This is a genomic window from Reichenbachiella sp., from assembly GCF_039941815.1.
Classification (GTDB): domain Bacteria; phylum Bacteroidota; class Bacteroidia; order Cytophagales; family Cyclobacteriaceae; genus Reichenbachiella.
In genome coordinates this window covers 161,332-185,705 of the sequence record NZ_JBDVDW010000062.1, presented here as the reverse complement: position 1 = coordinate 185,705, position 24,374 = coordinate 161,332, and the positions used below count along the sequence as shown (strand labels likewise).

The window sequence follows — 24,374 nt, the reverse complement described above, 5'->3', positions numbered from 1 at the left end:
GACGGCAAAGTTTGAAGTTTCCCTACTCAAATAGAAAAGTGATTTAACTCATCTAATTCAGACCTTATATACTTCAAGGAAGAAGTGATATGCTTCTCAACAGTTTTCACCGAAATTCCTAGTGTATCTGATATTTCCTGATGTTTCATTTTATCGATTCTGCTAAGTAAAAACACCACTCTTTGTTTCTCTGGCAAATTGGAAACTACTTGTTCCAGCTGACTTTGAAACTCATCTAATTGGTATAAAAATTCAGGGTTGGTTTCTGATTGGGCCTCATGTGTATTGCTTCTTTTCTCAAATTTTAAGACCACTTTTTGATGAGCTGCGTCATCCAGAAATATTCTATTTGCCGTAGTGAAGAGATAGCTTTTAGCCTTATCAAAGGCAACCTTACTGCAATTGTTCCAAAGCCTGATGAATGCTTCTTGCGCACAATCTTTTGCTTTCTCCAAACTTCCAAAACGGTAGTATAAAAAATTTCGCAGGGATAGGGCGTGCGTCTGATGCAGACGGTTAAATGACTGTTCTTCGCAAACAGAAGTTTGATTCATAGTTCGTTGGGCAGTAGTCTTCAAATATAACCTAGCTAAGAACAGTCAAAAAGAAATAAGGCACGAATTTTGAATATTTCGATCCAATCGCCTCAGGTATGTAGGGGCATTCTGTTTTAGCTCGTTATACTTATGAAATTGAAAAAGACAAGAATGAATAAGATTATCTCATTTGTTAAAGCGGTGACCTTTCTATTTTTGGCACCAACGGTATCTTTTTCACAATCAAATCAATCCATTCGAGATAATGCGTTACAACCCGTTGAGTTGAACCCATACATAGATTTGGTGGAGATCTACCCTAATCCGGCGTCGGAATATTTGAATATAGAGCAGCAATATTTTGATGGTAATATTTCACAGTTGGAAATTATTGACCTGGCAGGGCATTCGGTTTATAAAATCAACGAAAAGTTTACCCAATTGTCTATCTATGTGGGCAATTGGAAAAAGGGTTTATACATGGTTTTTTTCAAAAAAGGGGAACACGAAGTCGTACACAAAATCGTGGTCCAATAAGGACAGCCTAAAAAAATAAGGAAGTCGGCCTGCCGGTAGAATTTGCTGTGAGAAATAAGTTTTCTGGTGGTCGATTTTCTTTATATTCATTTTGAAGCATTCTCTCCTAATTCTATTCTGAATTAGTTTTAACCAGTCAAATTTCATTATCCAGAGTGAATTAACTTTGTTCTACTTACAATTAGATTTATTTTGATTGGAATTATGAAGAAAAATCTAGTGACGCCTCTTTGGCTATCTAAAAACCTTAATGACCCAGATTTAATCATTCTTGATGCAAGCCCAATAGAGAATAAGGCGGGTGCCCAAAGCAAATTTGAAGGCTGCTACATTCCAGGAGCAAGGCATTTCGACTTGAAGCATACATTTAGCGATTCTCGGTCGAACCTGCCTCATATGTTTCCAACAATAGATCAATCTGTGGCAGGATGCAGGGCTTTAGGAATTGGTAGACAGAGCAAAATTGTGATTTATGATAATTTAGGAATATACATGAGCCCGAGAGTCTGGTGGATGCTGCGTGCTCTTGGTTGTGAGCAAGTGGCGGTATTGGACGGAGGGCTTTCAGGCTGGATATCAAACGGCTATAAAGTAGAAAGTCGACTGAGCACTATTATCGAAGAAGGGAATTTTCAAGCTAGTATGACCAGAGATCATATAAAAACCATTGATGACATGGTTGAAAACCTGAGGGAAGAAAGGTATACTGCTGTGGACGCACGGTCCTCGGGGAGGTTTCAAGGTTTGGCTCCTGAGCCACGAGCTGGGTTGAGCAGCGGTCATATTCCCGGCTCGATCAATATTCCATATACTGAGGTTATCGAAAATGGAAGATACAAGTCGATCGAAGACCTAAAGAAGGTTTTTGAAGAGAAGGGAATAGGTGAGAAACCATTGATCTTTCTTTGCGGATCGGGAGTCACAGCTTGTATTGTGCTATTGGCGGCAGCGCTGGTACTTGACAACGCAAGTTACATTTATGATGGTTCCTGGACCGAATGGGCATCTACGCCTGGTCCTCCTATCAGGAAATAGCCTCGGCAGGGGAGCTGCCGAGGGCCATATTTTTATTCTATCCTTAAAGACTCGATTGGATTGATCTTGACTGCACGTCTGGTGTGATAGAGTATGACTACGCTCGCTACCAATAAGGTGACTATCGAGCTAATCACGAAAGGCGTCGGGTTGACATCTATCCGATAGGCAAAATTCTCCAGCCACTTATTGATCAGCATCAAAGTCAAAGGCACAGACAGTACAATGGCTATAAATAATTGGATTGCAAAACCTCTAACCAGCAGTCTGAATATTGATAGGGCATTGGCACCCATTACTTTGCGGATACCTATCTCTTTCACCTTGCTATTTGCGATAAGCATAATCAAGCCAAACAATCCCAATCCTGCAATCAAGACTGAGAGCACTGTAGCTATTAGAATGAGCTTATTCATTCGCGCTTCATTTTCATATTGAGTGCTTATTCTTTCATCTATAAATTCAAAATTAGTGGCTTCGTTTGGAAAGGTAGCCTCCCACTCATTTTCAAGGATTTCAATGGCATCATGTAGGTTTGCACCACTGTATGTAAATACTATTTTGGGAGCTGGAGAGTCAGTTACATCTGCGTCTGTTACTCCCATGAATATGGGCATGATGTTTTGTGTGATCACCAAAGGCTCCACCTCAGTATGCAAAGATGAATAGTGGAAATCTTCGACCAGACCGATAATCTGATGCTCGCCAAATTCATCACCAGGGAGTTTGTTTCCGATGGGATCAGTCAATCCAAAACTCTTCGCTGCGCTCTCATTAATGATTACAGATTGTCGTTGATCCAGTCCATTTCCGGCTTCGAAATCGCGTCCTTCGATAGGTTTGATATTGAAAGCCGAGAGGTACTCAGCATTTACAACAAGTAGTCGGAACCATTTGAAATCACCATTTATATCATTGAAAGCTACATGAGTCCAACCATTGGATCCGAAAAGATGATTGCCTAGCGCTATTTTAGAAATTTCCGGATGATTCTCTAATTTCACTTTAAGCAGCTCGCCATTGGCCATGCCAGAAGTGAGCTGACCTCGGATGCCGGGCTGCTCTTGATCTACAGGCAGTTGTGCAGATATTACTGCCTTGTAGTCATAGCCCAAGTCTTTATCCATCAGGAAATTGACTTGCTGTCGCATGATGAGGACGGTGGTGATAAGGAATACGGTCACTAAAAATTGAAGAACAACCAATCCTTTTCGAGCCGCCATTTTTCCGGTTGGCTGACTGCCTCCTTTCAGAATATGTATGGTTTTGAAAGCCGATATGATCAGCGCTGGATAAGCGCCAGCCAATGTGCCAATCGCAAGTCCGATCAAAAGATAAATGCCCAGATGCCACCATTCAAACTGGAAGAATATTTCAGTACCAGTCAGCGCATTGAAGGTCGGAATTAAAAATATAGTGAGTGCGGTGCCTATCCCCATGGCCACCAGAGCCAGCAACAGGCTTTCGCTTAAATATTGATAGACTAGTGTGCCTCTGGCGGCGCCCAGCACTTTGCGCATTCCCACTTCCCTCGATCTCTTTAGCGATTGCCCTGCCGATAGTGTGGTGTAATTCACGCAGGCCATAATAAGTACAAGGAGCCCAATTGCACCTAATATCATTACATACTGAGGGTTACTTACTGGCGCGTAGCCAAGTGGAATGTCAGGATTGAGATGTATATCTGTCAGTGGTTGGAATCCTATGTTGTATTGATTCCGCTTAATTTCTGCTTCACCATAAGTTTTGCCACCCATTTGACTCAGCACTACATCCTGCATTTTGCTTTCTACCGATGATATATTGGCATCCTTGGATAGCAAAACATAAGTTTCTGGAATGATACTAAACCATGCAGTAAATAGACGGTCTCTGTAAATACGGCGGTTATTGTCAGTAGAAATGGCCATATCAAATTGGATACTTGATTCTTTTGGCAAATCATCAAATATGGCAGAGACTGTGAAATCCCTAATCACTGAGTCCATCTGAAGAGGTATGATTTTTCCCATAGCATTTTCATTTCCAAAGTATTTCTCAGCATAGGCGGCAGAAATAGCTATATTGTCCATACTCGGTAAGGGATTGGAAGGGTCTCCATTTATAAGCTCAAAATCGAAAACCTCCAGGAAGTCGGGACTGATGATAGAAACACTCTCGTCTATTCTGTTTTCCCCACGACCGACCAAATAGTTATTTTCAATGTACTGGACGGCACGTTCAATTTCTGGAAAATTGTCTTCTAACAATGTTTCGAATCGTAGCGGAGTGCGGGAGTTGAAAAATTCACGGCCGTCACCGTAGTCTTCTTTTAGCCAGCTGCGATAAATACGATCCTTCTTTGAGTGTAGATGATCATAGCTCAACTCCTGTTTTACATATAACCCCAGTAGTAGAAAACAGGAAATCCCGAGGGTCAGACCCAATAGATTTATGGTGCTATTGAATTTGTCTCTCCAAAGCACCCTGATTGCGATTTTTAAGTTGTTTTTTGTCATGGTAAAAAATGAGTTTTTGAGTTTTTGGTTTTGTTTAAGGGCGGATAAGCGAAAGGATCTAAGTACCAACCAGATGTAGTGGTATTTGGCGTGGGTGGTGCGACCTTGCTGACAGTGCTGCTGATAGATCTCATATAGATCACCCTGCAAATCTTCTAGCAAGCCCGGATCACAAAACCAGGCTAGAAAACGATCGGCCCATTTTGGTGGCTGCCTTTCCATCACATTCCAGAAAAGGCGAGCTTAGGCAACTTGTTGTAGAGCGATAGCCGTAGCTCCATCGTGTCGTCGAGAACTTTTCTGCCTACCTGTGTCAGTAAAAAAAAGCGTTTTCTTCGACCACCTCGATCGGCAGTGGCTCCGCCCATTTCTGATTGAGTATAACCCTTGGATTCAAGTCGGCGCAAGACAGAATGAACTGCGGTGACGTCCATCCTTCGGTTCGTATTATTTTTGATCTCCTCCAGAATGGCTACCGCATATGCTTCTTTGTACAACGAGCCTATGGTCAATAAAACTAACTCTTCCAGTTCTCCAAGATGTTCTCCTCTCATGATACAATTCTTTATTTGTTGTACAAGTATACAAGAAATAAAGAATAATTAGTTGTGTTTTTGTACAACTAATGTTAATTGTTGTTAAGAATCTGAAATTTGGAAAGAAAAAATGGGGAGTATGATATAAAAAAAGAAGCTGTTTCAAGCAGAGTGGTTATTGGTTGTAACCAGCGCTTAAAACAGCTTCCTATATTTTGAATTATGAGTAAAGTCTACATCTGGTCGTCATCGGCATTATCCTCGCTATCTCCTTCGCCCATCATGAGCATCATGATACCACTAAAGTCTCCATAGGCTTGCTGAAAAACAATTTTTCCATCAATGTCAAAATCAAACGATTCGTAAATTTTGATTATTCCTGACCTTGCTTCTGTAGAATCTGTGGCTGGTCGTATCACCTCCCAATCACCATAGTACCGAACAGATCCATCCGCCATTTTGGTATCGACATTCACTCCTGGCAATAGCACAACTTCATCGCCTAAAAGTTTGAAGTCAAAATTGGCCCATGCCATATCATTTTGTTTCATCGCATCTTCCAAAGAAATGGAATCGGGATCATTTACACCTGTGCCTCTGATCACAACATCTTCGGCATATAAAGATGCATAGTCAAGGCTTTCATTTTGAAACCCCTCTAAATACGCCATGGCAGTTTTTGAATTTTTTTCAAATGCGTCATTCCCTGCTTGTTGCGGAGGCTGACATCCTGCAAGAATTATTATCAAGCAGGCACTAATTTTAATAAGTTTCATAATAGTTGTTTGGTATGTTACCCATTAAAGGTACGTAAAACGGAATGCATACGTCATTTATATTTTAAATAGGCATTATCCATATGGTGACGCTTGCGACCGCATTACTTTCGATAGCGTGTTATTGGTATTAATCCCAGCAATGCTTTTTACAATTTATCCAGCAAGTCTTGTATGACCTGTTTTCTATTTTCTTTAGCTGCTTTTAGAAATGACTTCGGAGCATCGGTTTCTTTGTCATAAGTACCACCCCAAATAATGATTTCCACCAGGACAGGAATCAGGGCTTTCCCTTTATCGGTGAGAGAATAGGTCTTCATTGTTTTCACCTTTTCATATTTCTTACTCACTATTATCTCCTCTGATTCGAGCATTTTGAGTCTATCAGAAAGCACATTAGTAGCAATGCCTTCTCCAGCCTCAAGAAACTCTTTATAAAAGCACTTCCCCTTGAGCGCAATATCTCTCAGAATAAGAAAGGTCCACTTGTCACCAAAAAAATCCATGGTATAACTGATCGGACAATTCGAACGACGGACAACTTTTCGCATATTCACTTGTTTTTAGCAAGTAATTAAATATATTTACTCACTTGTTATTTGCAAGTAACTAATTTACTGCAATTATCCATGCAAATTATGAAACATTTATTATTCACAGGATTGATGCTGACAGTATTTATTGTACACGGTCAATCCACAAAACACAACAAAACAATGAACAGTACAGCAATTGAAGTTTTTCAATCCTTTGGTGAGGGTATGATGTCTGGGACAGACGTTTGGAAAGATTATCTGGCCGATGACATCAATTTTATCGGACCGGTGGATCAGGTACAAGGCAAAGAGGCCTTCATTACACTCAACGAGTCTTTTATGCCTATGATGCGAGGAAGCAAAATGCATCAGATCATTGAAAAGGACAACTGGGTGATCACTCAGGTCGCCTTCGACGTAGCCATGCCATCCGGTCAAACGATAACCCTTGAGATGTCTGAATGGTATGAAATCAAAGACAATCAGATACAGTCTATTAAAGTCTACTATGATGCTGAGGAATTTAGGAAGCACCTAACTCCTACTAAATAAGTAACTTATGACTAAGAAATATATATTTGGAACCTTGGCATTTATACTGATCACATTTGTGACTCAGTCCACTTCACATTTTCTAATAAACGCAGATCATTATGCCTCTATACCTTATATGAGATCGGAGGTAATTTTCCCACTTGGGTTTTTGACCATGACACTTCAAGGCCTTGTACTCACTTACTTTTTCTCCTTGTATTCCTCAAGTGAAAATAGTCTTAGACGTGGTATTTATTTTGGGTTGATGATCAGTGCCTTATTTGTGAGTTATCTGGCCTTCACAGAGTCAGCTAAGTATCAGGTACCTGATATTGGAGCGTGGATTTTGGTAGAGGCCAGCGTTGGAATTACTCAGTTTTGCCTGTATGGGCTACTCATGAGTGTCATTTTTAGACGATAGCTATACATTTTTATCAGTTTTCAAAGCGACCGTGCTCAGCACAGTCGCTTTTTTTGCTGGTTACCCTATCTCTGATTAGTTTACTTTCAAAGTAAACAGTATTAATTTCCCAACTTACTAATTGACCAACTCATGAAAAAAATTGCTTTTCTACTCCTCGTTCTCTCTCATCAGATATTGGCTCAGACCTTTAAGGAAAAGGAGCTGAAGACGAAAATGGATGAAGTTACTGTATTTCTTCAAGGAGCCCAGATTTCCCGCTCTGGTGAGCTGGAGTTGCCGGCTGGACATACCCAAATCGTCATCAAATCTTTGTCCCCGCATATGGATGACAAAAGCATCCAGGTCAAGGGATTGGGAGACTTTACGATACTATCGGTCAATCATAAGTTCAATTATTTGACGAGCCTAAAGAAGGATAAAAAAGTCGATAGTTTGAATGCTATACTCGACAAAGTAAAGCTCGATCTTGCCACAAAAGAAGCCAGGGTATCTATTCTCAAGTCGAAGCTCGACCTGCTGGATGAAAACAAGAATCTGGGTGGGCTCAATTCTGGTGCTAGCATGTCGGCCATCAAACAAGCCATCGATTTTTACGATAAGGAGCTAACTTCAATCAAAAGAGAGGAAATTGCCGTTAAGTCATCCATCAAAGATCTTCAGGAAGAGCAGCGAAGGCTTATACTGGAGATCAAAAGAATACAGGGTAAAGACGAACTACCCTCCAGTGAGATACTTGTACGTATTGAGTCCAAACAGAAAGTTTCAGCAAAATTTAAGATTTCATATCTGGTATCTAATGCTGGCTGGTACCCTAAGTACGATGTCAGAGTCGCGTCTGTAGAAAAGCCTCTTGAGCTCGCCTATAAAGCCGACATCTATCAGAATACGGGAATAAATTGGGAAAAGGTATCCTTGCGCTTGTCAAATGGCAATCCTAATCAAAGTGGCGTTGCACCGGAGCTCAGCCCCTGGTATCTCAACTATGCCGAAAATACCAGCTACTATCGCAAGGCTTACAACGATGCCGTAGCTACTGTCAGGACTGTCTCCGGACGCATTGTAGATGCGGAGGGTCATCCGTTGCCCGGGGTCAATATTCTGGTTAAGGGCTCTACTGTGGGTACAATTACAAATATGGATGGATTCTATTCGCTCACGCTTCCTAATGGAGCTACGAGTCTGGTGGTATCATATGTAGGTTTTGCTACCAAGGAGCTCCCCATTACTTCTGGGAATATCAGTACACAGCTGGACGAAAATACAGCTCAGTTGAGTGAGGTGGTGAGTGTAGGTAGGTCACTTTCCGGTAGAGCAGCTGGAGTCCGAATTAGAGGGAATAGTAGTTTTGCAAAACGAGAAAAGGAGAGCAATTTTGTATCGACTACTACAGTAGAAAACCAGACCACTGTAGAATTCGAAGTAGACAAACCCTATTCTATTAAGTCAAATGGTGATAAGCTCACTGTGGATCTGAATAAATACAAAATCGAAACTCAATATGAGTACTATGCTGTGCCAAAACTGGACAAAGACGCTTTTCTCATCGCACGAATTATCAATTGGGATCAGTACAATCTGCTAGAAGGAGAGGCCAACTTGTATTTCGAAGACGCATATATCGGCCGATCCATTCTTGACGCCAAGTCGCTGGAGGATACACTCAATATATCGCTAGGTAGAGACAAAAGCATAGTGATCGGAAGAACCAAGGTCGATGAATTTACAAAAAGAAGAACGATAGGTGCCAACAGAATAGAATCTCGATCCTTCAAAATCTCAACTAGAAACAAAAAGTCTCAAGCCATAAAATTGACGCTCTATGATCAGATCCCTGTGTCTACCAATAGTGATATCGTGGTGAACCCAATACAGCTATCCAATGGAACAAAGGAAGACAGTACAGGCAAGATCAAATGGGAGTTGAAACTGGCTGCCAATCAAAACTCAGAGTTTGAATTGAGCTATGAGGTGAAGTATCCGAAAAACAGAAGGGTAAATCTTGAATGATACTCACAACATACATTGTTGGTGGCATCATTTTAATAGTATGAAATAATTCCATTCCGTTGGTCAATTTAAATCAAAATAAAAAGATCAATATGAAGAAATTATTTTTATGTCTGATCATTCCAGGAATGATAAGCACAACACTTTTTGCTCAATCGATCAAAACCGAGCGATTGGTTTATGAATGGAGTAACATGAAGAATATGGTGGTCAATTCGGCCAAGGCTATGCCAGAAGAATATTATTCTCAAATACCGGCAAATGGGTTGAAAAGTTTTGAAGATCAGATCAAACACATCACCACCTCCAATCGGTTTTTTGTTGGCTTCCTTGCTGGGATTGACAATGAAAAAGCCAATACTAATACCATTCAAAATGTAAATGGCAAGGAGGCCGTGATTAAAGATCTCGAACAATCTTTCGATTTTGTAATCAGCACCTTGCCAAAGATCAAGGGATATGATGAGGAGATCAATATGTTTGGTCAAAAGCTAACCCGTACCGAAGCGCTGATGCTGACCGAGCATCATCTACAACGAGAGCAGGGTAAGGTCACCATTTATATGCGTCTCAAAAATATTGCTCCAGCGAAGTCTACGAGTTGGTTGTTGTAGAGCAGTGTAAAAATTACAGAGTAGAGTTGGGAGTCGTCACCTTTGTGGCGGCTTCTTTTGTGCCATTCTCGATGACCTCTTAGCTCAAGTCAATGCCAGATTGATTTGAGAATAATAGCTGCGACTTGATACCAATTCTTGATCATTACTCATGACGAACCTAAAGGTATTATTGTTTAAATATTGGAAACGTAGCATCTGATCCCTATTGATGATAAGGGATCGATGAATTCTGACAAACTGACCTGCTGGGAGCTGCTGCTCCAGTAGATTGAGTGAAGTGCGATAAAGCGGTGACCCTGTAGAGGTATGTACTTTTACATACACTGAATTTGCCTCAAAGCAAACTACATCCTGAACATCTATTTTTTTGTACAGTCCTCGTTCTTTAAATTCTAGCGCCGTGAGATGAGGAGACTTGTTTGACTCGAAGTCATTAATAAGCTGTTTTACCTTTAGGTTTAAATCTGCTTGTTGACTCGTGGAAATACGCTCTTTGGCTCGCTCGATCACATGACTAAATCTTTCCTGATTGAATGGTTTTAGCAGATAGTCAAGAGCTTCTACTTCAAATGCCTCTACCGCATGATGGTTGTACGCAGTAGTAAAAACCACAAGGCTCTTTTTACCTTTCAATAATTTTGCCAACGACATCCCATCGATTCCCGGCATATGTATGTCCAGAAAAATCAAATCGGGTGCAGTACCAGTCAAATATCTCAAGGCTTCATTTCCATTTCTAAATTCACCCTGTACCTCTATTTCGCCATCTGCTTTGAGTAGCTCTGATAAATAGCGCCTGGCATGGGGTTCGTCATCTACAAGTATACAAGTCAGCTTCATGATTATGATGGGGTTGGAATAAACAATTGGACATGATAGGCGCCTGGTGTGGTGTACGTATCAAGGCGGTATGCATCGGCATAGGCCTGTTTGAGCCTGTTTCCTACGTTGTCAAGCCCTATGCCTATGGAAGGGGCACTGGCTTTGTCATTTTGAGCTACTGATGTACTGTTGGAGATCAGAATTTGTAGTCCGCCGCCAGCCAAAGTAGCACTCAAGCTGATTTTGCCTTCATCTTCTAATCCTGATATGCCGTGTTTGAAGCAATTTTCTACCAGGGGCTGAAGAATCATATTTGGAACCAGCAAATTTTTCGTTGTCTCATCTATCGTTATTCTTATCGTCAATCGGTCATGATATCTTTCTAGCTCGATGTCCATATAATCTTTTATATACGCCAATTCTTCTTCCAGAGAGACGAAGTGCTTGTTAGTTTGCTCAAGATTCTTTCTAAGCAGGTTGCTGATTTTAATAGTAATAGATTTGGCCTTTTCATCATCATAGCCGATTAGCGAATGAAGTGCATGTAGAGAGTTAAACAAGAAGTGCGGGTTCACTTGTGCCTTTAGTGCAATCAATTCCGACTGGCTCAATTGCTTCTCAATCTCGGAGAGTTGCAGTTTGCTGGCCAGAAGGGATTTATAGTTTTCTATGATCTTCAGCAGCCCGAGTATGACTAGTATATCTATAAATCGACTGGCTATCGCTCGCAAGTAGACCATTTGAATGTCAGCCAAAAATCTTGTCCATGTATATTCGGAGATCAGCTGTAGCAATCCATAATAAACCAGATTTGACAGTACGAAATGAAGGAGAATAAGCACTAATACCTTTATTAGAAACTGAAGCCAGGTGAACGGCTTGTTAGGTGTGGAGAGTATATTAAGAATTCCATAGAGAAAAGGAACTAGCGCAGCCCAAATCAGATAGTTAATTGTAAATAGAATAATGTGATTTAGGTTCAATTCAATATCAGGGCCGTCAGTTTTGCTTGACTGGATTACTACCACCAACGAAAAGAGCACAGCTATCAGATAAATCAGGGACTGACTTAACGGAGGTTTTCTGTATTCCAATAGTTTGCTCATGCCTATCAAGATAAAAACTATTACGCAGTCCTGATTTTTAGGATGCGGATTTATCCCAAGGATCGTCTCTTATTGTAATCCGCATCATATAATGCTACTCGCATCATTTTTTTGATGTTCGATTCTGTTGGCGTCGTTAGCCCAGTTAAATCAAAAACTTTAAAACAATGATAAAAATCACTACTCTACTTACGCTGGCATTGTGGCTGGTATCCGATGGAATGGCTAACACTAGTCCCGATTATACATCTGATGAATCTCGCGAGATCGTACTCAAAATGATAAATGCCCATGGCGGAATGGATAAATGGAAGAAGAGCAAAACCTTCAGTTTTCAAAATATCATGTTTAGCGAGTCCCTCAAAAATCAGCCTTTTTGGGTGTCGGAGGTCATGGTAGATCAGAAGGATCGTCGAGTGTATCAAGATTGGCTTAGTCATGGTGCAAGCATGTCATATGATGGTAAAGAGGCCTGGTCCGAAAATTGGAAAATTGGTAATGCTCCTAAGTTCGAAGCCCTTTTTTTCTATTATTTCCTCAACCTTCCATGGCTTACTCAAGACAACAATGTGACGCTTGGTGATGCCAAAAGAATAAAACATGAAGCCTTCAAGCAAGAAATCTTCGTCATTGACATGGGATTCTCTGAGAAACCTGCGGTAGGCAAGACCAAGGATGATACATTCAAACTGTACATAGATAGTGAGAGCTTTCTGCTCGTAGGATATGAATATTCTATAGGCTACGGATATATGTTAGATCTTTTTGGATTCCCAGCAGACAAGAAGCTGTTCGGGCCCATGTTTCGGATCAACGACGCTTTCATAGAGATAGATGGGCTTATCTATCCAAGTTTGATGCACACAGGCAACACCGAGATGACCCAAATATATGGCCACCATTCTATTGTCAATTATGCTTTGAATAAGAAATTTGACAACTCTAGGATGAAAAAAACCAAAACCTCAATACTTGACAACTCAAGCGAGAAACGCAAGTAGGACTAAACCAAGACCAAATTATTAGGACATGAAAAAACTATTGACATACACCTTCATAATTACGGCACTTTTGGCCGGAGCCTTCTATATAGGAAGGTACGAACCAAAATCAGATCGATATGATAGTATAGAAACACAGAAACTTGTGCATGAAATGATCGCAGCTCATGGGGGTATTCAGCGATGGAGAGAGGCTCCGACGATAAGCTACCACCACGACATGATTGATCCATCACGTCCAGATGACCATTGGTATTCGGAAGAAGTACACCTGCAAGGAAAACGCTATTGCTATCAAGACTGGAAGACTGATAGCGCCACTCTTGTGAATAATGGGAAACAAATATGGACCACGGATTGGAAGAGAGGCAACCCACCAAGTATGATGGCCGGTATTTCTTACTTTTTTATCAATATAGTATGGATGACCCAAGATGATGTCGCTCGTCTTGAGATGAGACCGGATACGGTGGTAAATCAGATTGAGATTGACAAAACTTTGCATCAAGTTCGTCTACAATTCGATGGGTCGTCACCATATGAATATTTCGATCTGATGATTGATTCAGAGAATAAAATGCTTCGTGGCGTGAAGTATACAGTGGTACACAAGGACCTTTTTGAAGTCTTCCTATTGCCAGCAGATACCAAGTTTATGGGGCCGCTGCTTAAAGTCTATCAATCCTACACCAATGTGGATGGTTTGAAAATGCCTTCCAGATATGATACCTACAAAATGACGGGAGAAAATTATGGAATTCATACAGTCAGTCATTACAGCCTCGATCAGCCATTTGATTACAAACGACTCACAATGAAACACAACTCGGTGATCTTTGATTAAGAATAAATAGTTCATGGTTTTATTAGAATAGGAAGTCGTCTCAAATATTTCAGTACCGTCTGGTTTTCAAAGTCAGAATGAATACTTCTTTTTTGACGACCTCCTTTCTTTATCGCTCCCGATAAGCTTAGTTTTGCTGCCATGAGCACATCAAAAACAGCCCTCGTACTTATTGATATTCAGGACGGATTGGATGCCAAAGGGTATTATGGGGCCGAACGAAACAACCCGACTGCAGAAGACAATTGTAAGCTTTTACTGGATCACTTTCGTGAGAGTGAGCAACCCATTTTTCACATCAAGCATAATTCTACGCTTGATGATTCACCGCTTCATCCCAGCCAACCCGGCAACCAGATTAAGTCCATCGTTAGTCCTGTGGCTGACGAACCTATTTTCGAAAAGAATGTAAATAGCGCCTTTATAGGTACACCATTGGAGGAAGAGTTGAATAAGCTCAATATTTCACGATTGGTGATGGTAGGGTTGACCACTGAGCATTGCGTATCTACTTCGGTACGAATGGCCGCCAATCTCGGCTTTGAGGTACTCTTGCCCATGGACGCCACAGCAGCATTTAGCAAGGTAGGGGCCAACGATGTATTTTATGATGCAGAGACTATCCACCAAACCACGCTGGCCACACTCAAGGATGAGTTTGCTACCATCTTGTCTACAAATTCAGTTCTATTGGAAAGTGCTAATTAGAGTTAAGTAATTTTTGAAATGCAACAGCTTAAATAATTTAAGAAAACAATATTTGACCAAGCATAATGTGGCATTTAATCTGCTAACCATAATAACTCCCCTCTTTTCTGATGTGCCTCGAGTTTACCTCTGAAGATTCGCTTGGCTAAAGCTTCCTCCGCAGTCACTTCTTTTAAAAGTGATTGAAATCGAGGATGATCCCTTAATATATCTAACATAGGGTCTCCCATCAAATTGGAAGTCCAGGGAAAATTGACGTTTTTTTCTTGTTCCCAAGCCAGAATTAGCCAGTCAATAGCCTCGTCAGGTTTATTTAAGATTGCCTCAATTACGGCCAGATCATAATATTTAGAAGCCCTATAGGTCAGAAAAGTATTTCTATTTGCATGATCCAACAGTAATTCACGATATTTATTAATCATGGAAAACCCACGTGCTGAATCACCAGTCATGATTAAGGAATAAGCATATTTATGTTTATAGGAGTTTTTGAGAAAAGAATTATTTGCGCTCTCATTCATTTTAGCCAATAATTCATACGTTTCACGGGCGTTTTCAAATTCCTTTTTATATAGATAGGCTTCTCCTAGATTTTGAACAAAATTCGGTTCTTTAAATCGTTTGCTAGCCGCTAGACTTGTTTCAAGATAGCTGTCATAATCACGATCGTACAATTGTGCATTTAGCAGATGACTGTGCAGCCCACGAGTTGTCGATGGGCTACTATTTTCATATACTTTTCTCACAAATTTATAAATCAACTTTCTATCAATGTTTATCAGCTTATTAGCTATTCTGTTAGCTGTTTCTTTGACAGCAATAGGTGGAATAAGTGATATTGATTCCATAATCAATTCAAGGCCATCCTGATAATTGCCTTGACGTATTTTGCCTTCTCCTGCCAGGCCAATGTATCTGGAGTTATTCGGCTTTAGCACAAGTACCTTATCTACATTATAATAAGCCTTATCAAATTCATTAAGTATAAAATAAACCTCAGTCCTGACAGCGTATGCTTCCCACAAGTTTGGCTTCAGCCGAATGGCCTTATCGACTAGATTCAAAACAGAATCTTTCCATACCGAGACTGGAGTATACCTTTTCCAACTTAGATCAAATATACCGTTGGCCAAGCCTACGTAGGCCAACGCAAAATTTGGGTCCATGTCGATAGCCGTCTGACACATCTCAATTGCCTTGAGGTTTTCCTCACTTGAGGCATCCTCCAAATTAGCGGCTTGTAAATATAGGTCGTAGGCTTTGAGATGGGAGGTAGGAGCATTCGTCATAAACTGACGAGTTTTACTTGTAATGATCAATTCAAGGTTTTCGGCAACACTTGTAGCTATTTCGGACTGGATCTCAAATATATCACTGATTTCGCGATCATAGTTGTGAGACCATAGATGTTTGTCTTCTTCCGTCGAAATCAATTGTGTACTGATTCGTACTTTATCTCCTATACGTTGAACGCTCCCCTCTAGAATATGTGCTACGTCCAATTCATCACCGATATGGGGAATGCTTTTTTCAGTACCTCTGTAGCGCTCAACGGAGGTTCTTGACACAACTTTTAAGTCTTCGATCCGAGACAGATTATTCAGTATAGCCTCCATAATACCGTCTGAGAAATAGATATTATTTTTGTTGTCACTTAAATTTTTGAATGGTAATACAGCGATAGTTTTTTCCTCAGCAGCCGATGTGATTTTACTACTATGGACTTCCTTTTCTTCGTATTCAACAAAGAATTTATCATAAATCAAATACACAAAAGAGATGGAAAGCACCACCAGGATTAAATTCTTAATACGTTCTCCTGCACGAATGGCTTCTTGAGTGTCAACCTTGTCCGCACTTTTTAATCCGTCACGAGTGTATTCAAAAAACCAGGCTAATATCACGGTCATGGGCAAGCCAAGAATGAGAATGACAATCAATGCCCTCATTACCCAGTCGGGAGTATCGAACGAATGCAGTATAATATCTGCGATTTGAATCAACAACCACGCTGTGATAAGGTAGGCAACAGTTGCCTTGATCACATTTCTCCTCTTTAGGTTTTCCCAAAGGTTGTAGGTTTCTCTCATAACTATTACAGCAATAGTTTCTCAAAATGCCGCTGTAATTCAGAAAAAAATTCCTTTATTTTATTTTCATTCCAGGTACTGTATTATTAGTAGACAGCTCCTAAATATGAATATTACACATTTGAATATTACATATTAAAGAGAATTTGTAATATCCGAAGAATATTAACAAGCTTCTTAAATGTAGTTAATAATTGCTTTTAAGTCTGTTATTTGATGATTTTTTTATTAAAATTTTTGTTTTGAAACTCAATAATTTCATAAAGCTATCACGCCACATTCAAAGATGAGCTTGCTGCAATCCAATCTACGACCGTCCATGAAAGCCTAATAAGGAAAGGTTTATCCAGCTATCATTTAGATGGAGAATTCGTCGCGAACATTGTCAATGAAATCAAGGAAATATTTTTTGCTCGCGTCTTCAGATCTATAAACTAAATAGTGTTTCCTTTTTAGTCCATTAGGACCCAGAGGTTTGAAAGCGAGATGGTGAGGTAGCTTAAAAGACTTCAGGGTCCACCTGGGAAGGCAGGTAATTCCCATGTTCGTCTGTACCAGTTCTAAGGCCACTTCCGTCAATGGAATCGCAGTGACCTTCTCCGACTCCACTTTATGAGGTCTTAAAAACAGATTGTAGACCGAAACAGTCTCTAAGGGAAATGAATGAATAATCAAATGTTGGTGAGTGAAATCCTGGGCTTCGAGATATTTTTTATCTGCCAGTAGATTTTCCGGATGCATGATAGCATAGACCTCATCTTCGAACAACTCAATGGTTTTCAGTCTGCTGTTTTCAGGTTTGGTGGTCACTAGCGCAATGTCGATTTCGTTGGAAAGTAACTTGGATACCGGATGATGAGTAGCTTCTACGATCATGTGAATATTGATCTGCGGATAGAGCAATCCCATTTTTTGGATGAACTTCGGCAACCCATGATAGAAGGAATAGCATTCTGTGCTGATTCGAATAGTGCCGCGAGAACCTTCTCTGATGTCTTTGATTTTGAGAAGCCGTTCTTCGATTTCATTCAATACAGTTTGAGAAAGTTTATACAGCTCGATTCCTTCGCCAGTCAGTTTCCAATTGTTTCGAGAGCGAATAAATATTTTGAATCCCAGACGCTCTTCAATTTCCTTCAGTTGGTGACTTAGAGCTGATTGTGTTAAGAACAGCCTGTCTGCCGAATTTGATATATTCCCTTCGTCAGCAATGGTCTGAATCAATTTCAAATATTTGATTTCCATATCTACGAAGTAACGTAAATCTCAGAACTTTGAACTTGAAATAATTTCATCTAAGGCATTCCTAATTCTCAATTATAAAATGTTTGATTCTGTTGTCATGGGAGTTGATTTGTGATCAAAAACATATGAAAATGGAAGAACAAATAAATCATTATCAGCAAAAATTGGATTTTGAATGGGATGCTGCGGACCTGTTTGAGAACCTGGAGGAGTCGGCACATGTGATCGTGGTAGATACCCGCAAGACATTTGCCTATGACCTGGAGCACATACCCGGAGCTGTCAACATTCCACATCGAACAATGGATAGAGCGCGTGTGGCCAAGTTGGATAAGACGGCCATCTATGTATGCTACTGTGATGGAATCGGTTGTAATGGATCGACTAAAGGCGCCCTAAAAATGACACAATTAGGATTTAAAGTTCGCGAGCTGATTGGTGGACTGGATTGGTGGAAGCGCGACGGATATTCAACAGAGGGGGCAGAAGCAGTCACCGGTACCGAAATCCAATGTGCTTGCTAGAGCTACTAAAAGCAGGAAAGAACAGCTCGTATCTTTCCTGCTATCTTTCTACAATAAATAAACTCATATGATCACTTGTTTCCTGAAGTACACGCTAGACCCAACGAAAGTAAAGGCGTTTGAAAATTATGGTAAAATGTGGATTGATTTGGTGAATAGATTTGGTGGGATGCATCACGGCTATCTTTTGCCTCACGAAGGAGCTAGCAATATTGGATATGCCTCGTTCTCGTTTCCCTCATTGGCCGACTACGAGATCTATCGAGACAAGATCACATCCAATCCAGATTGCATCGAAGCCTTTGAATATGCTCAACGCACCCACTGCATCTTGCATTATGAAAGAAGTTTTATGAAACCAATATTCTCGGGTAACGCGGATCGAGCAAAACTACCAAATCAAGATGAGCAATAAGCCCGAGTATCACATCAGAGCAGTTGAAAAAGACGACATGAATGACCTGATTCAACTCTGTGCAGATCACGCCGCATATGAAGATGCTTCATTTGATCAATCCGGCAAAGTGGATACTTTGGCAAACAATCTCTTCGGTCAGGAGCCCCCGCTCCTTTGTCACGTCGTTTCTGACGGCGATACTCTACTAGGGTACGTCACATTTATGAGACAGTTTTCTACATGGCATGCTTCTTTTTATGTATATATGGATTGTTTGTTTCTAAGGCCAGAGGCACGCAATGCAGGATTAGGTAAAAGATTGATGGCTGCAGTAGTAGATTATGCAAAGGCCAATCGGTGCAGAGAGATTCAATGGCAGACACCTAATACCAATGCTGGTGCGATTAGATTTTATAAAAAAAATGGTGCTGAACCAAAATCGAAGGTCAGATTCTTTCAATCGGTTTCCTGAGGTATTTTGACTACACTTTTGAGAGAGACATAAAATGTGCTGCCTTTGCCAGTCTCAGACTCCAGCCAAACTTTGCCACCCAGGTCGGTCACGTACTTTTTGACAATGGATAGCCCCAGACCTGTAGACGACTCGTTTCCGGTAGGGCGTGCGCTTAGTTTCTGAAACTTATTAAATACCAGCGGTTTGTCTTCATCGGTGAAACCAGGTCCTTGATCTCTAATCTTAATTATGATTTCATCCGCATCTTCGATCACGCCGATGGATATTTTAGAACCAGATGGGGAAAATTTGACGGCATTTGAGAGCAGGTTTTCTAGAATCAGGAATAGCAACATATGATCAGTTTCCAAGGTCAAATCATGCTCAGGAAGCTTTACAGACACTGCAATGTTTTTGTTGGTGGATTGGAGCTGATACCTTATCACCAGATCATTAATGAGCTGGTTCACACTTACAGTTTCTTTAAGTACAGTTTTTTGATCTCTTTCGAGCGAACCAACGTCCAGAATTTTGATGATCATTTGATTCATCTGTTGGGCGGCACCGCCAATTTTCATTACATAGTCTTTCTCCTCTTCTGATATCTTTTCCTGATGCTCTAGTAGAATTCCTGATAAGCCAATAATATTGCTCAAGGGAGATCGCAGGTCATGCGCGAGAATACTGACCAGATTGTTTTTGTCCTCATTCAATGCGAGAAGCTGAGCGTTGCGATTTATAAGCTGTTCATTTTTTAGACGTATGTCATGTTGCTGGGCCTCGATTTGGTTCTTTTGATCAATTATCAATTGCGTTGTTCGTTGATTTTTTTTGAAATAATAAATCAGACTGATCAAAAACAGAAGTACTACCGCAATACCCAGGATCAATATTCGCTTATATGTTTTTTCTTTTTCAAGCTTTAGGTTAGCGTTCTTTATGAGTGCCAGTTGAATCTCTTTCTCCTTAGTCAGGATATATGATCCTAGTTGCTCGCGATCATAGGACTCTTCTATAAATTGATATAATTCATCACCAAGATGTTTGGAGACGATGCTCGAAATCTCTTCTTTATATTCAGCATTTGTTAGGAATTGATTGAATGGAATATTCCAGTCACTTGACTTAGGCATGATAATACCGTATCCTTTTCCACGTACAGTGAAGAAATTCTGACGAGTAAGATTGCGCCCATCCTTGATCCACATCAGGTAAATGGGTAAATCGATGAAGCCAAAAACCTTGTCAGACTTGCTGATATGCTGGAGTACATTATCATCGCTGTCTATATAGGTGATGTCAAAATCAACATTGATTTGCTCTCGCATTTTCAACAGAAGAGTCTCATAAATAGTCCCTTTAATCGTGATAGCTGTCATGCCTTGCATCATACTGTTGATTTCATCAAAGTTGCGGACAATGGGAGAGCTTTGACTTGATACTAACACAGTGATGTCGGGGAGATAGGCATCGGTATATTGTAGATATCTCTGTCGATCTTTAGTGATGGAGAATGCGGAGGTCCCCAGCTGATTTGGGGCGGTAGAGACTCTGATAGTATCAAGAATGGACGAAAAGCTTGATTCTTCAAACCAATTAATCTGTAAATCTATCCCGTGCTTTTTCTCTACATATCTGGCAAAGCACTCTACTAATTCATATTCTAGCCCAGTCAGATTTCCGGTAGCATCTTGAAATATAAATGGAATTGAGGTATACCAGTGTACGTCAAGTTTTGCCTTCTTGGATTGTTGCGCTGATTTCCATGAGTCGCATTTTCCTGCCGAAGGATAAAGTATCCAGATAGATAAGACTAGTAATAAAAAGCGCATTCAATAAATATCCGCAAATATCTCCGTATTCGCAATATCCGAATGCGCAATATTGAAATAGCCTTTGTATACCCGTAAGATTAGGTAGAACTACTGTAGTTTCTTATACTTGATTCTCTTAGGCTCGACATTGCCCTGTCTTTTGACTCGATTTTCTTCATAAGCAGAAAAAGGGCCATCAAAAAAGTAAACCTGGCTGTCACCTTCAAAAGCCAAAGTGTGTGTACACACTCTATCCAAAAACCAACGGTCGTGACTGATGATCACTGCGCATCCGGCAAAGTTCTCCAGTGCTTCCTCCAGAGCTCGCAAAGTATTTACATCCAGGTCATTCGTAGGCTCATCGAGCAGCAGTAAGTTGGCGCCTTGTTTTAAGGTCATAGCAAGGTGGACTCTGTTTCGCTCACCACCAGACAGTGCACTTACTTTCTTGCCTTGATCAGAGCCACCAAAGTTGAACTTGCTGACATACGCTCTGGAATTCATTTGCTTACCACCCAATTCTATGAGCTCGTTTCCATCAGAGATCACCTCCCAGACGGTTTTTGAAGGATCCAGATCATCGTGCTCTTGATCGACATAGGCAATCTGTACGGTAGAGCCTATATCAAAGCTACCACCGTCGGGTTTTTCCTTGCCAGTAATCATATTAAATAGGGTGGTTTTACCTGCTCCATTAGGGCCCACGATTCCTACTATTCCTGCCTGAGGCAAAGAGAATGTAAGGTTTTCGTATAGCAGTTTATCGCCAAATGCCTTTGATACACCTTCTGCTTCTATTACCTTATCTCCAAGTCTTGGTCCTGGAGGTATAAATAGTTCCAGTTTGCTCTCTCGCTCTGATACGTCTTGCCCGGCCAGTTTGTCATAGGCGGCTAGTCTCGCCTTTCCTTTGGCCTGTCGGCCTTTAGGTGACATCCGCACCCATTCCAATTCTCTTTCCAGTGTTTTCTGTCTCTTCGACTCTGTTTTTTCTTCCTTAGCCAGTCTTTTCTGCTTCTGATCCAACCAGGAAGAGTAGTTGCCTTTCCATGGAATACCTTCTCCACGATCAAGTTCGAGGATCCAACCGGCTACATTGTCTAGAAAGTATCTATCATGCGTTACCGCTATTACAGTTCCTTTATACTGATTCAGATGTTGCTCCAGCCAGAGCACTGATTCCGCATCCAGATGGTTAGTAGGTTCGTCCAGTAGAAGTACATCTGGCTCCTGAAGTAATAACCGGCAAAGCGCGACTCTTCTTTTTTCTCCACCAGAAAGATTTTCGATTTTGGCATCACCAGGAGGAGTGCGTAGGGCATCCATAGCCCGCTCCAGTCTGCTGTCCAGTTCCCAGGCATTGGTTGCATCTAGCTTTTCTTGTACCACAGCCTGATCCTGAATCAATTTGTCCATGGCATCAGGATTGTCTAGCACCTCAGGGTCTGCGAATTTGGCATTGATATCTTCAAATTGCTGAAGCAAATCTACGATTTCCTGTGCCCCTTCTTCGACTACTTCTTTTACCGTTTTGCTGGCATCGAGCTGAGGTTCTTGCTCTAGCAAGCCTACGCTGTAGTCCTTAGACGATACTACCTCGCCTTGATACTCCTGATCCAGACCTGCAATAATTTTAAGTAGCGACGACTTACCTGATCCATTCAATCCTAAGACACCTATTTTGGCCCCATAAAAAAAGGACAAATAGATATTTTTAAGTACTTGTTTTTGGGGTGGGTAAATCTTGTTTACCCCAGCCATAGAAAAAATGATTTTTTCGTCGCTCATTGGTTGTGATTTTTCCGACAAATATGCTAAAAATATTCTGTCTTTGGACTGATTTTGTAAATTTGCAGCCGATTAATAAATGATATGGCTCTTGCCAACTATTGTGGAAATACCATTCGGACACCTTGAAAATAACGTACTCTATCGATCAGCCTTTGACCAGGTGGAGGCACTCAAATTAAAAGAAGTAGCTGAGGACGAGGCTGCTGACGCAGTGACATTTTTTCTGGCCAGATTTGATAAGCTCAAACTTAAGTTGGATGAGATAGAAAAGAAGATCAATTCTGAGAATAACAAAGGTTCATTTCTTTCAAGTTTGCAAAATTTGAAGGAAACAGTCTTAATCCATGAAGGCTTGGGTGACTATCAGAAGCTATTGGATCGAATTGCTCCATTAGAGTCCATGCTCCTGGACTATATCGATAAGAATAGATCCAAAAATACGGAAATAAAAAAGGCACTTTTGGCTGAATTAGAGCCCATCTTGGCCAATAATGATCAGGAAGAAGCTTTTGAGCAAATCAAAGATTTAAAGTCCCGATGGCTAAAGACCGGCCAGGCCGATCTGGAGATGAGAACGGAGTTGGAGAGTAAGTTTAAGACCGGCGTTGATGGATTCTTTGAGAAAAGGAATGCTTTCAATGAAGATAAGAAGATGTTGATTGCAGCACGTGTTAGCGAATATGAATCCATCATTGCTGAGATCAAGTCGTACTTGGATAAAAAGGACTTTCAGCAAAGCGCCGACCGGGTAAAGGAGCTTCAAAAGCAGTGGAAGGAAGTAGGGCACATCCCCGAAAAAGATTTTACCGCCTTAAACGAAAAATATTGGAAGGTCGCACAGGACTATTTCAACAAACAAAAGAAACAACGAAACGCGGATCGAAAAAACAAAATCAAAGATCAGAAGGAGGGGCTCAAGGTCAAGTCAGCGATCCTTGAGGAATTCAAGGTGCTTGTGCAAGAAGCGTGGGTTGCAGAAGAAAAGGATTTTGAAGCGCTGAAAGCCAAATGGAAAGGCAGTGGACATGTATCTAAAAAATCTCATCCAGAAATCCATGAAGGATTTATAGAACTATCCAGAGAGTGGCAGGAAAAGAGATTTATTTGGAGCTTGGCTCAGAGAAAGAATAAGGGCTTTGCTAAAAAGCAGGAGAAAGACCAGCTCAAAGACCTGACCAAGACTATTAGAGATTTGCTATATAGAGATGAGACTGAGCTAAAATCCTTCAACGAGAATATGGACAAAATGCATATCAACAAGGGGTCGTTTGTAGATATGCTACAGGAGAAGCTGGCTATGCAGGAGGGAAAAGTGGCGTTGAAGAGAAGATTTCTTAAAGAATGTCAAGAAAAAATAAAACAACTCTGACTGCAGAAGCGTTAGGGATTCAAAAAATATTCTGAATACTGAAAAAAACAGTTGTATTTATTTTGCTTACGAATTATATTCAGTAAAAATAAATTTCGAGATAAGTCAATCAAATGTTTGATTATTGAATGAAAAATTTATTTTTGCACGATTATATAAAACACCGGAATTAA

General features: G+C 40.7%; 24 protein-coding genes. 13 read left to right on the top strand and 11 right to left on the bottom strand.

Annotated elements, in window-relative coordinates:
- Nucleotides 1-26: 26 nt before the first annotated feature.
- Nucleotides 27-554 carry a sigma-70 family RNA polymerase sigma factor gene (locus ABJF11_RS16570; protein WP_348121173.1) on the bottom strand — a complete coding sequence of 176 codons (528 nt, stop codon included), beginning with the start codon at nt 552-554 and terminating at the stop codon, nt 27-29.
- A 153-nt stretch (nt 555-707) separates the two neighbouring features.
- On the opposite strand from ABJF11_RS16570, the gene ABJF11_RS16565 reads away from it, so the two are divergent.
- On the top strand, nt 708-1,073 hold the full coding sequence (locus tag ABJF11_RS16565; RefSeq protein WP_348121172.1) for a T9SS type A sorting domain-containing protein: 366 nt from the start codon (nt 708-710) through the stop codon (nt 1,071-1,073).
- 204 nt (nt 1,074-1,277) lie between these two features.
- Nucleotides 1,278-2,108, top strand: a complete 831-nt coding sequence (locus ABJF11_RS16560; protein WP_348121171.1) for a sulfurtransferase — start codon at nt 1,278-1,280, stop codon at nt 2,106-2,108.
- Between the two features lie 32 nt (nt 2,109-2,140).
- Here the strand turns inward: ABJF11_RS16560 and ABJF11_RS16555 are convergent, their stop codons facing one another.
- The 4 genes from ABJF11_RS16555 to ABJF11_RS16540 all read right to left on the bottom strand — a co-directional run bounded on the left by ABJF11_RS16555 (nt 2,141) and on the right by ABJF11_RS16540 (nt 6,469).
- Complete coding sequence (locus tag ABJF11_RS16555) at nt 2,141-4,828, bottom strand: ABC transporter permease (protein WP_348121169.1); 2,688 nt, start codon at nt 4,826-4,828, stop codon at nt 2,141-2,143.
- The gene (locus ABJF11_RS16550) at nt 4,828-5,160 is read right to left on the bottom strand and encodes a helix-turn-helix transcriptional regulator (RefSeq protein WP_348121168.1); all 333 of its coding nucleotides are present in this window, start codon (nt 5,158-5,160) and stop codon (nt 4,828-4,830) included. The genes ABJF11_RS16555 and ABJF11_RS16550 overlap by 1 nt, the downstream gene beginning before the upstream one ends.
- Before the next feature lie 215 nt (nt 5,161-5,375).
- Complete coding sequence (locus ABJF11_RS16545) at nt 5,376-5,918, bottom strand: hypothetical protein (protein ID WP_348121167.1); 543 nt, start codon at nt 5,916-5,918, stop codon at nt 5,376-5,378.
- A 149-nt stretch (nt 5,919-6,067) separates the two neighbouring features.
- Nucleotides 6,068-6,469 (bottom strand): helix-turn-helix domain-containing protein, encoded by a 402-nt coding sequence (locus ABJF11_RS16540; protein WP_348121166.1) that lies wholly within the window; start codon nt 6,467-6,469, stop codon nt 6,068-6,070.
- 87 nt (nt 6,470-6,556) lie between these two features.
- Between ABJF11_RS16540 and ABJF11_RS16535 the strand changes: the two genes are divergently transcribed.
- The 4 genes from ABJF11_RS16535 (at nt 6,557) to ABJF11_RS16520 (ending at nt 10,033) form a co-directional block, all read left to right on the top strand.
- Complete coding sequence (locus ABJF11_RS16535) at nt 6,557-7,006, top strand: nuclear transport factor 2 family protein (protein ID WP_348121165.1); 450 nt, start codon at nt 6,557-6,559, stop codon at nt 7,004-7,006.
- A 7-nt stretch (nt 7,007-7,013) separates the two neighbouring features.
- Entirely contained in the window at nt 7,014-7,409 is a 396-nt protein-coding gene (locus ABJF11_RS16530; RefSeq protein WP_348121164.1) for a hypothetical protein, read from the top strand.
- A gap of 132 nt (nt 7,410-7,541) precedes the next feature.
- A complete protein-coding gene (locus ABJF11_RS16525; protein WP_348121163.1) occupies nt 7,542-9,419 on the top strand; it encodes a mucoidy inhibitor MuiA family protein in 1,878 nt (625 codons plus the stop codon).
- A gap of 92 nt (nt 9,420-9,511) precedes the next feature.
- The gene (locus tag ABJF11_RS16520) at nt 9,512-10,033 is read left to right on the top strand and encodes a DinB family protein (RefSeq protein ID WP_348121162.1); all 522 of its coding nucleotides are present in this window, start codon (nt 9,512-9,514) and stop codon (nt 10,031-10,033) included.
- An 84-nt stretch (nt 10,034-10,117) separates the two neighbouring features.
- Here the strand turns inward: ABJF11_RS16520 and ABJF11_RS16515 are convergent, their stop codons facing one another.
- A complete protein-coding gene (locus ABJF11_RS16515) occupies nt 10,118-10,876 on the bottom strand; it encodes a LytTR family DNA-binding domain-containing protein (RefSeq protein ID WP_348121161.1) in 759 nt (252 codons plus the stop codon).
- A gap of 2 nt (nt 10,877-10,878) precedes the next feature.
- Nucleotides 10,879-11,964, bottom strand: coding sequence for a histidine kinase (locus tag ABJF11_RS16510; protein ID WP_348121159.1), 1,086 nt, complete (start codon nt 11,962-11,964; stop codon nt 10,879-10,881).
- 167 nt (nt 11,965-12,131) lie between these two features.
- Here ABJF11_RS16510 and ABJF11_RS16505 point away from each other — a divergent pair, with 167 nt between their 5' ends.
- The 3 genes from ABJF11_RS16505 to ABJF11_RS16495 all read left to right on the top strand — a co-directional run bounded on the left by ABJF11_RS16505 (nt 12,132) and on the right by ABJF11_RS16495 (nt 14,517).
- Nucleotides 12,132-12,965, top strand: coding sequence for a hypothetical protein (locus tag ABJF11_RS16505; protein ID WP_348121158.1), 834 nt, complete (start codon nt 12,132-12,134; stop codon nt 12,963-12,965).
- 28 nt (nt 12,966-12,993) lie between these two features.
- Nucleotides 12,994-13,809, top strand: a complete 816-nt coding sequence (locus ABJF11_RS16500; protein WP_348121157.1) for a hypothetical protein — start codon at nt 12,994-12,996, stop codon at nt 13,807-13,809.
- 141 nt (nt 13,810-13,950) lie between these two features.
- On the top strand, nt 13,951-14,517 hold the full coding sequence (locus ABJF11_RS16495) for a cysteine hydrolase family protein (protein WP_348121156.1): 567 nt from the start codon (nt 13,951-13,953) through the stop codon (nt 14,515-14,517).
- Nucleotides 14,518-14,591: 74 nt separating this feature from the next.
- Here ABJF11_RS16495 and ABJF11_RS16490 read toward each other — a convergent pair whose 3' ends face one another.
- Nucleotides 14,592-16,607, bottom strand: coding sequence for a hypothetical protein (locus tag ABJF11_RS16490; RefSeq protein ID WP_348121154.1), 2,016 nt, complete (start codon nt 16,605-16,607; stop codon nt 14,592-14,594).
- A gap of 357 nt (nt 16,608-16,964) precedes the next feature.
- On the bottom strand, nt 16,965-17,852 hold the full coding sequence (locus ABJF11_RS16485; protein WP_348121153.1) for a LysR family transcriptional regulator: 888 nt from the start codon (nt 17,850-17,852) through the stop codon (nt 16,965-16,967).
- 131 nt (nt 17,853-17,983) lie between these two features.
- On the opposite strand from ABJF11_RS16485, the gene ABJF11_RS16480 reads away from it, so the two are divergent.
- The 3 genes from ABJF11_RS16480 to ABJF11_RS16470 all read left to right on the top strand — a co-directional run bounded on the left by ABJF11_RS16480 (nt 17,984) and on the right by ABJF11_RS16470 (nt 19,245).
- Nucleotides 17,984-18,376: a rhodanese-like domain-containing protein gene (locus tag ABJF11_RS16480; protein WP_348121151.1), complete on the top strand. Its 393-nt coding sequence runs from the start codon at nt 17,984-17,986 to the stop codon at nt 18,374-18,376.
- Nucleotides 18,377-18,443: 67 nt separating this feature from the next.
- Nucleotides 18,444-18,791: an NIPSNAP family protein gene (locus ABJF11_RS16475; RefSeq protein WP_348121150.1), complete on the top strand. Its 348-nt coding sequence runs from the start codon at nt 18,444-18,446 to the stop codon at nt 18,789-18,791.
- On the top strand, nt 18,781-19,245 hold the full coding sequence (locus ABJF11_RS16470; protein WP_348121149.1) for a GNAT family N-acetyltransferase: 465 nt from the start codon (nt 18,781-18,783) through the stop codon (nt 19,243-19,245). Before ABJF11_RS16475 ends, ABJF11_RS16470 begins: the two co-directional genes overlap by 11 nt.
- On the opposite strand, the gene ABJF11_RS16465 is transcribed toward ABJF11_RS16470, so the two are convergent.
- Nucleotides 19,230-21,059 carry an ATP-binding protein gene (locus ABJF11_RS16465; RefSeq protein WP_348121148.1) on the bottom strand — a complete coding sequence of 610 codons (1,830 nt, stop codon included), beginning with the start codon at nt 21,057-21,059 and terminating at the stop codon, nt 19,230-19,232. The two genes, ABJF11_RS16470 and ABJF11_RS16465, sit on opposite strands and share 16 nt — an antisense overlap.
- A gap of 90 nt (nt 21,060-21,149) precedes the next feature.
- Nucleotides 21,150-22,829, bottom strand: coding sequence for an energy-dependent translational throttle protein EttA (gene ettA, locus ABJF11_RS16460; protein ID WP_348121147.1), 1,680 nt, complete (start codon nt 22,827-22,829; stop codon nt 21,150-21,152).
- A gap of 79 nt (nt 22,830-22,908) precedes the next feature.
- Between ettA and ABJF11_RS16455 the strand changes: the two genes are divergently transcribed.
- The gene (locus tag ABJF11_RS16455) at nt 22,909-24,201 is read left to right on the top strand and encodes a DUF349 domain-containing protein (RefSeq protein WP_348121146.1); all 1,293 of its coding nucleotides are present in this window, start codon (nt 22,909-22,911) and stop codon (nt 24,199-24,201) included.
- Nucleotides 24,202-24,374 lie beyond the last annotated feature (173 nt).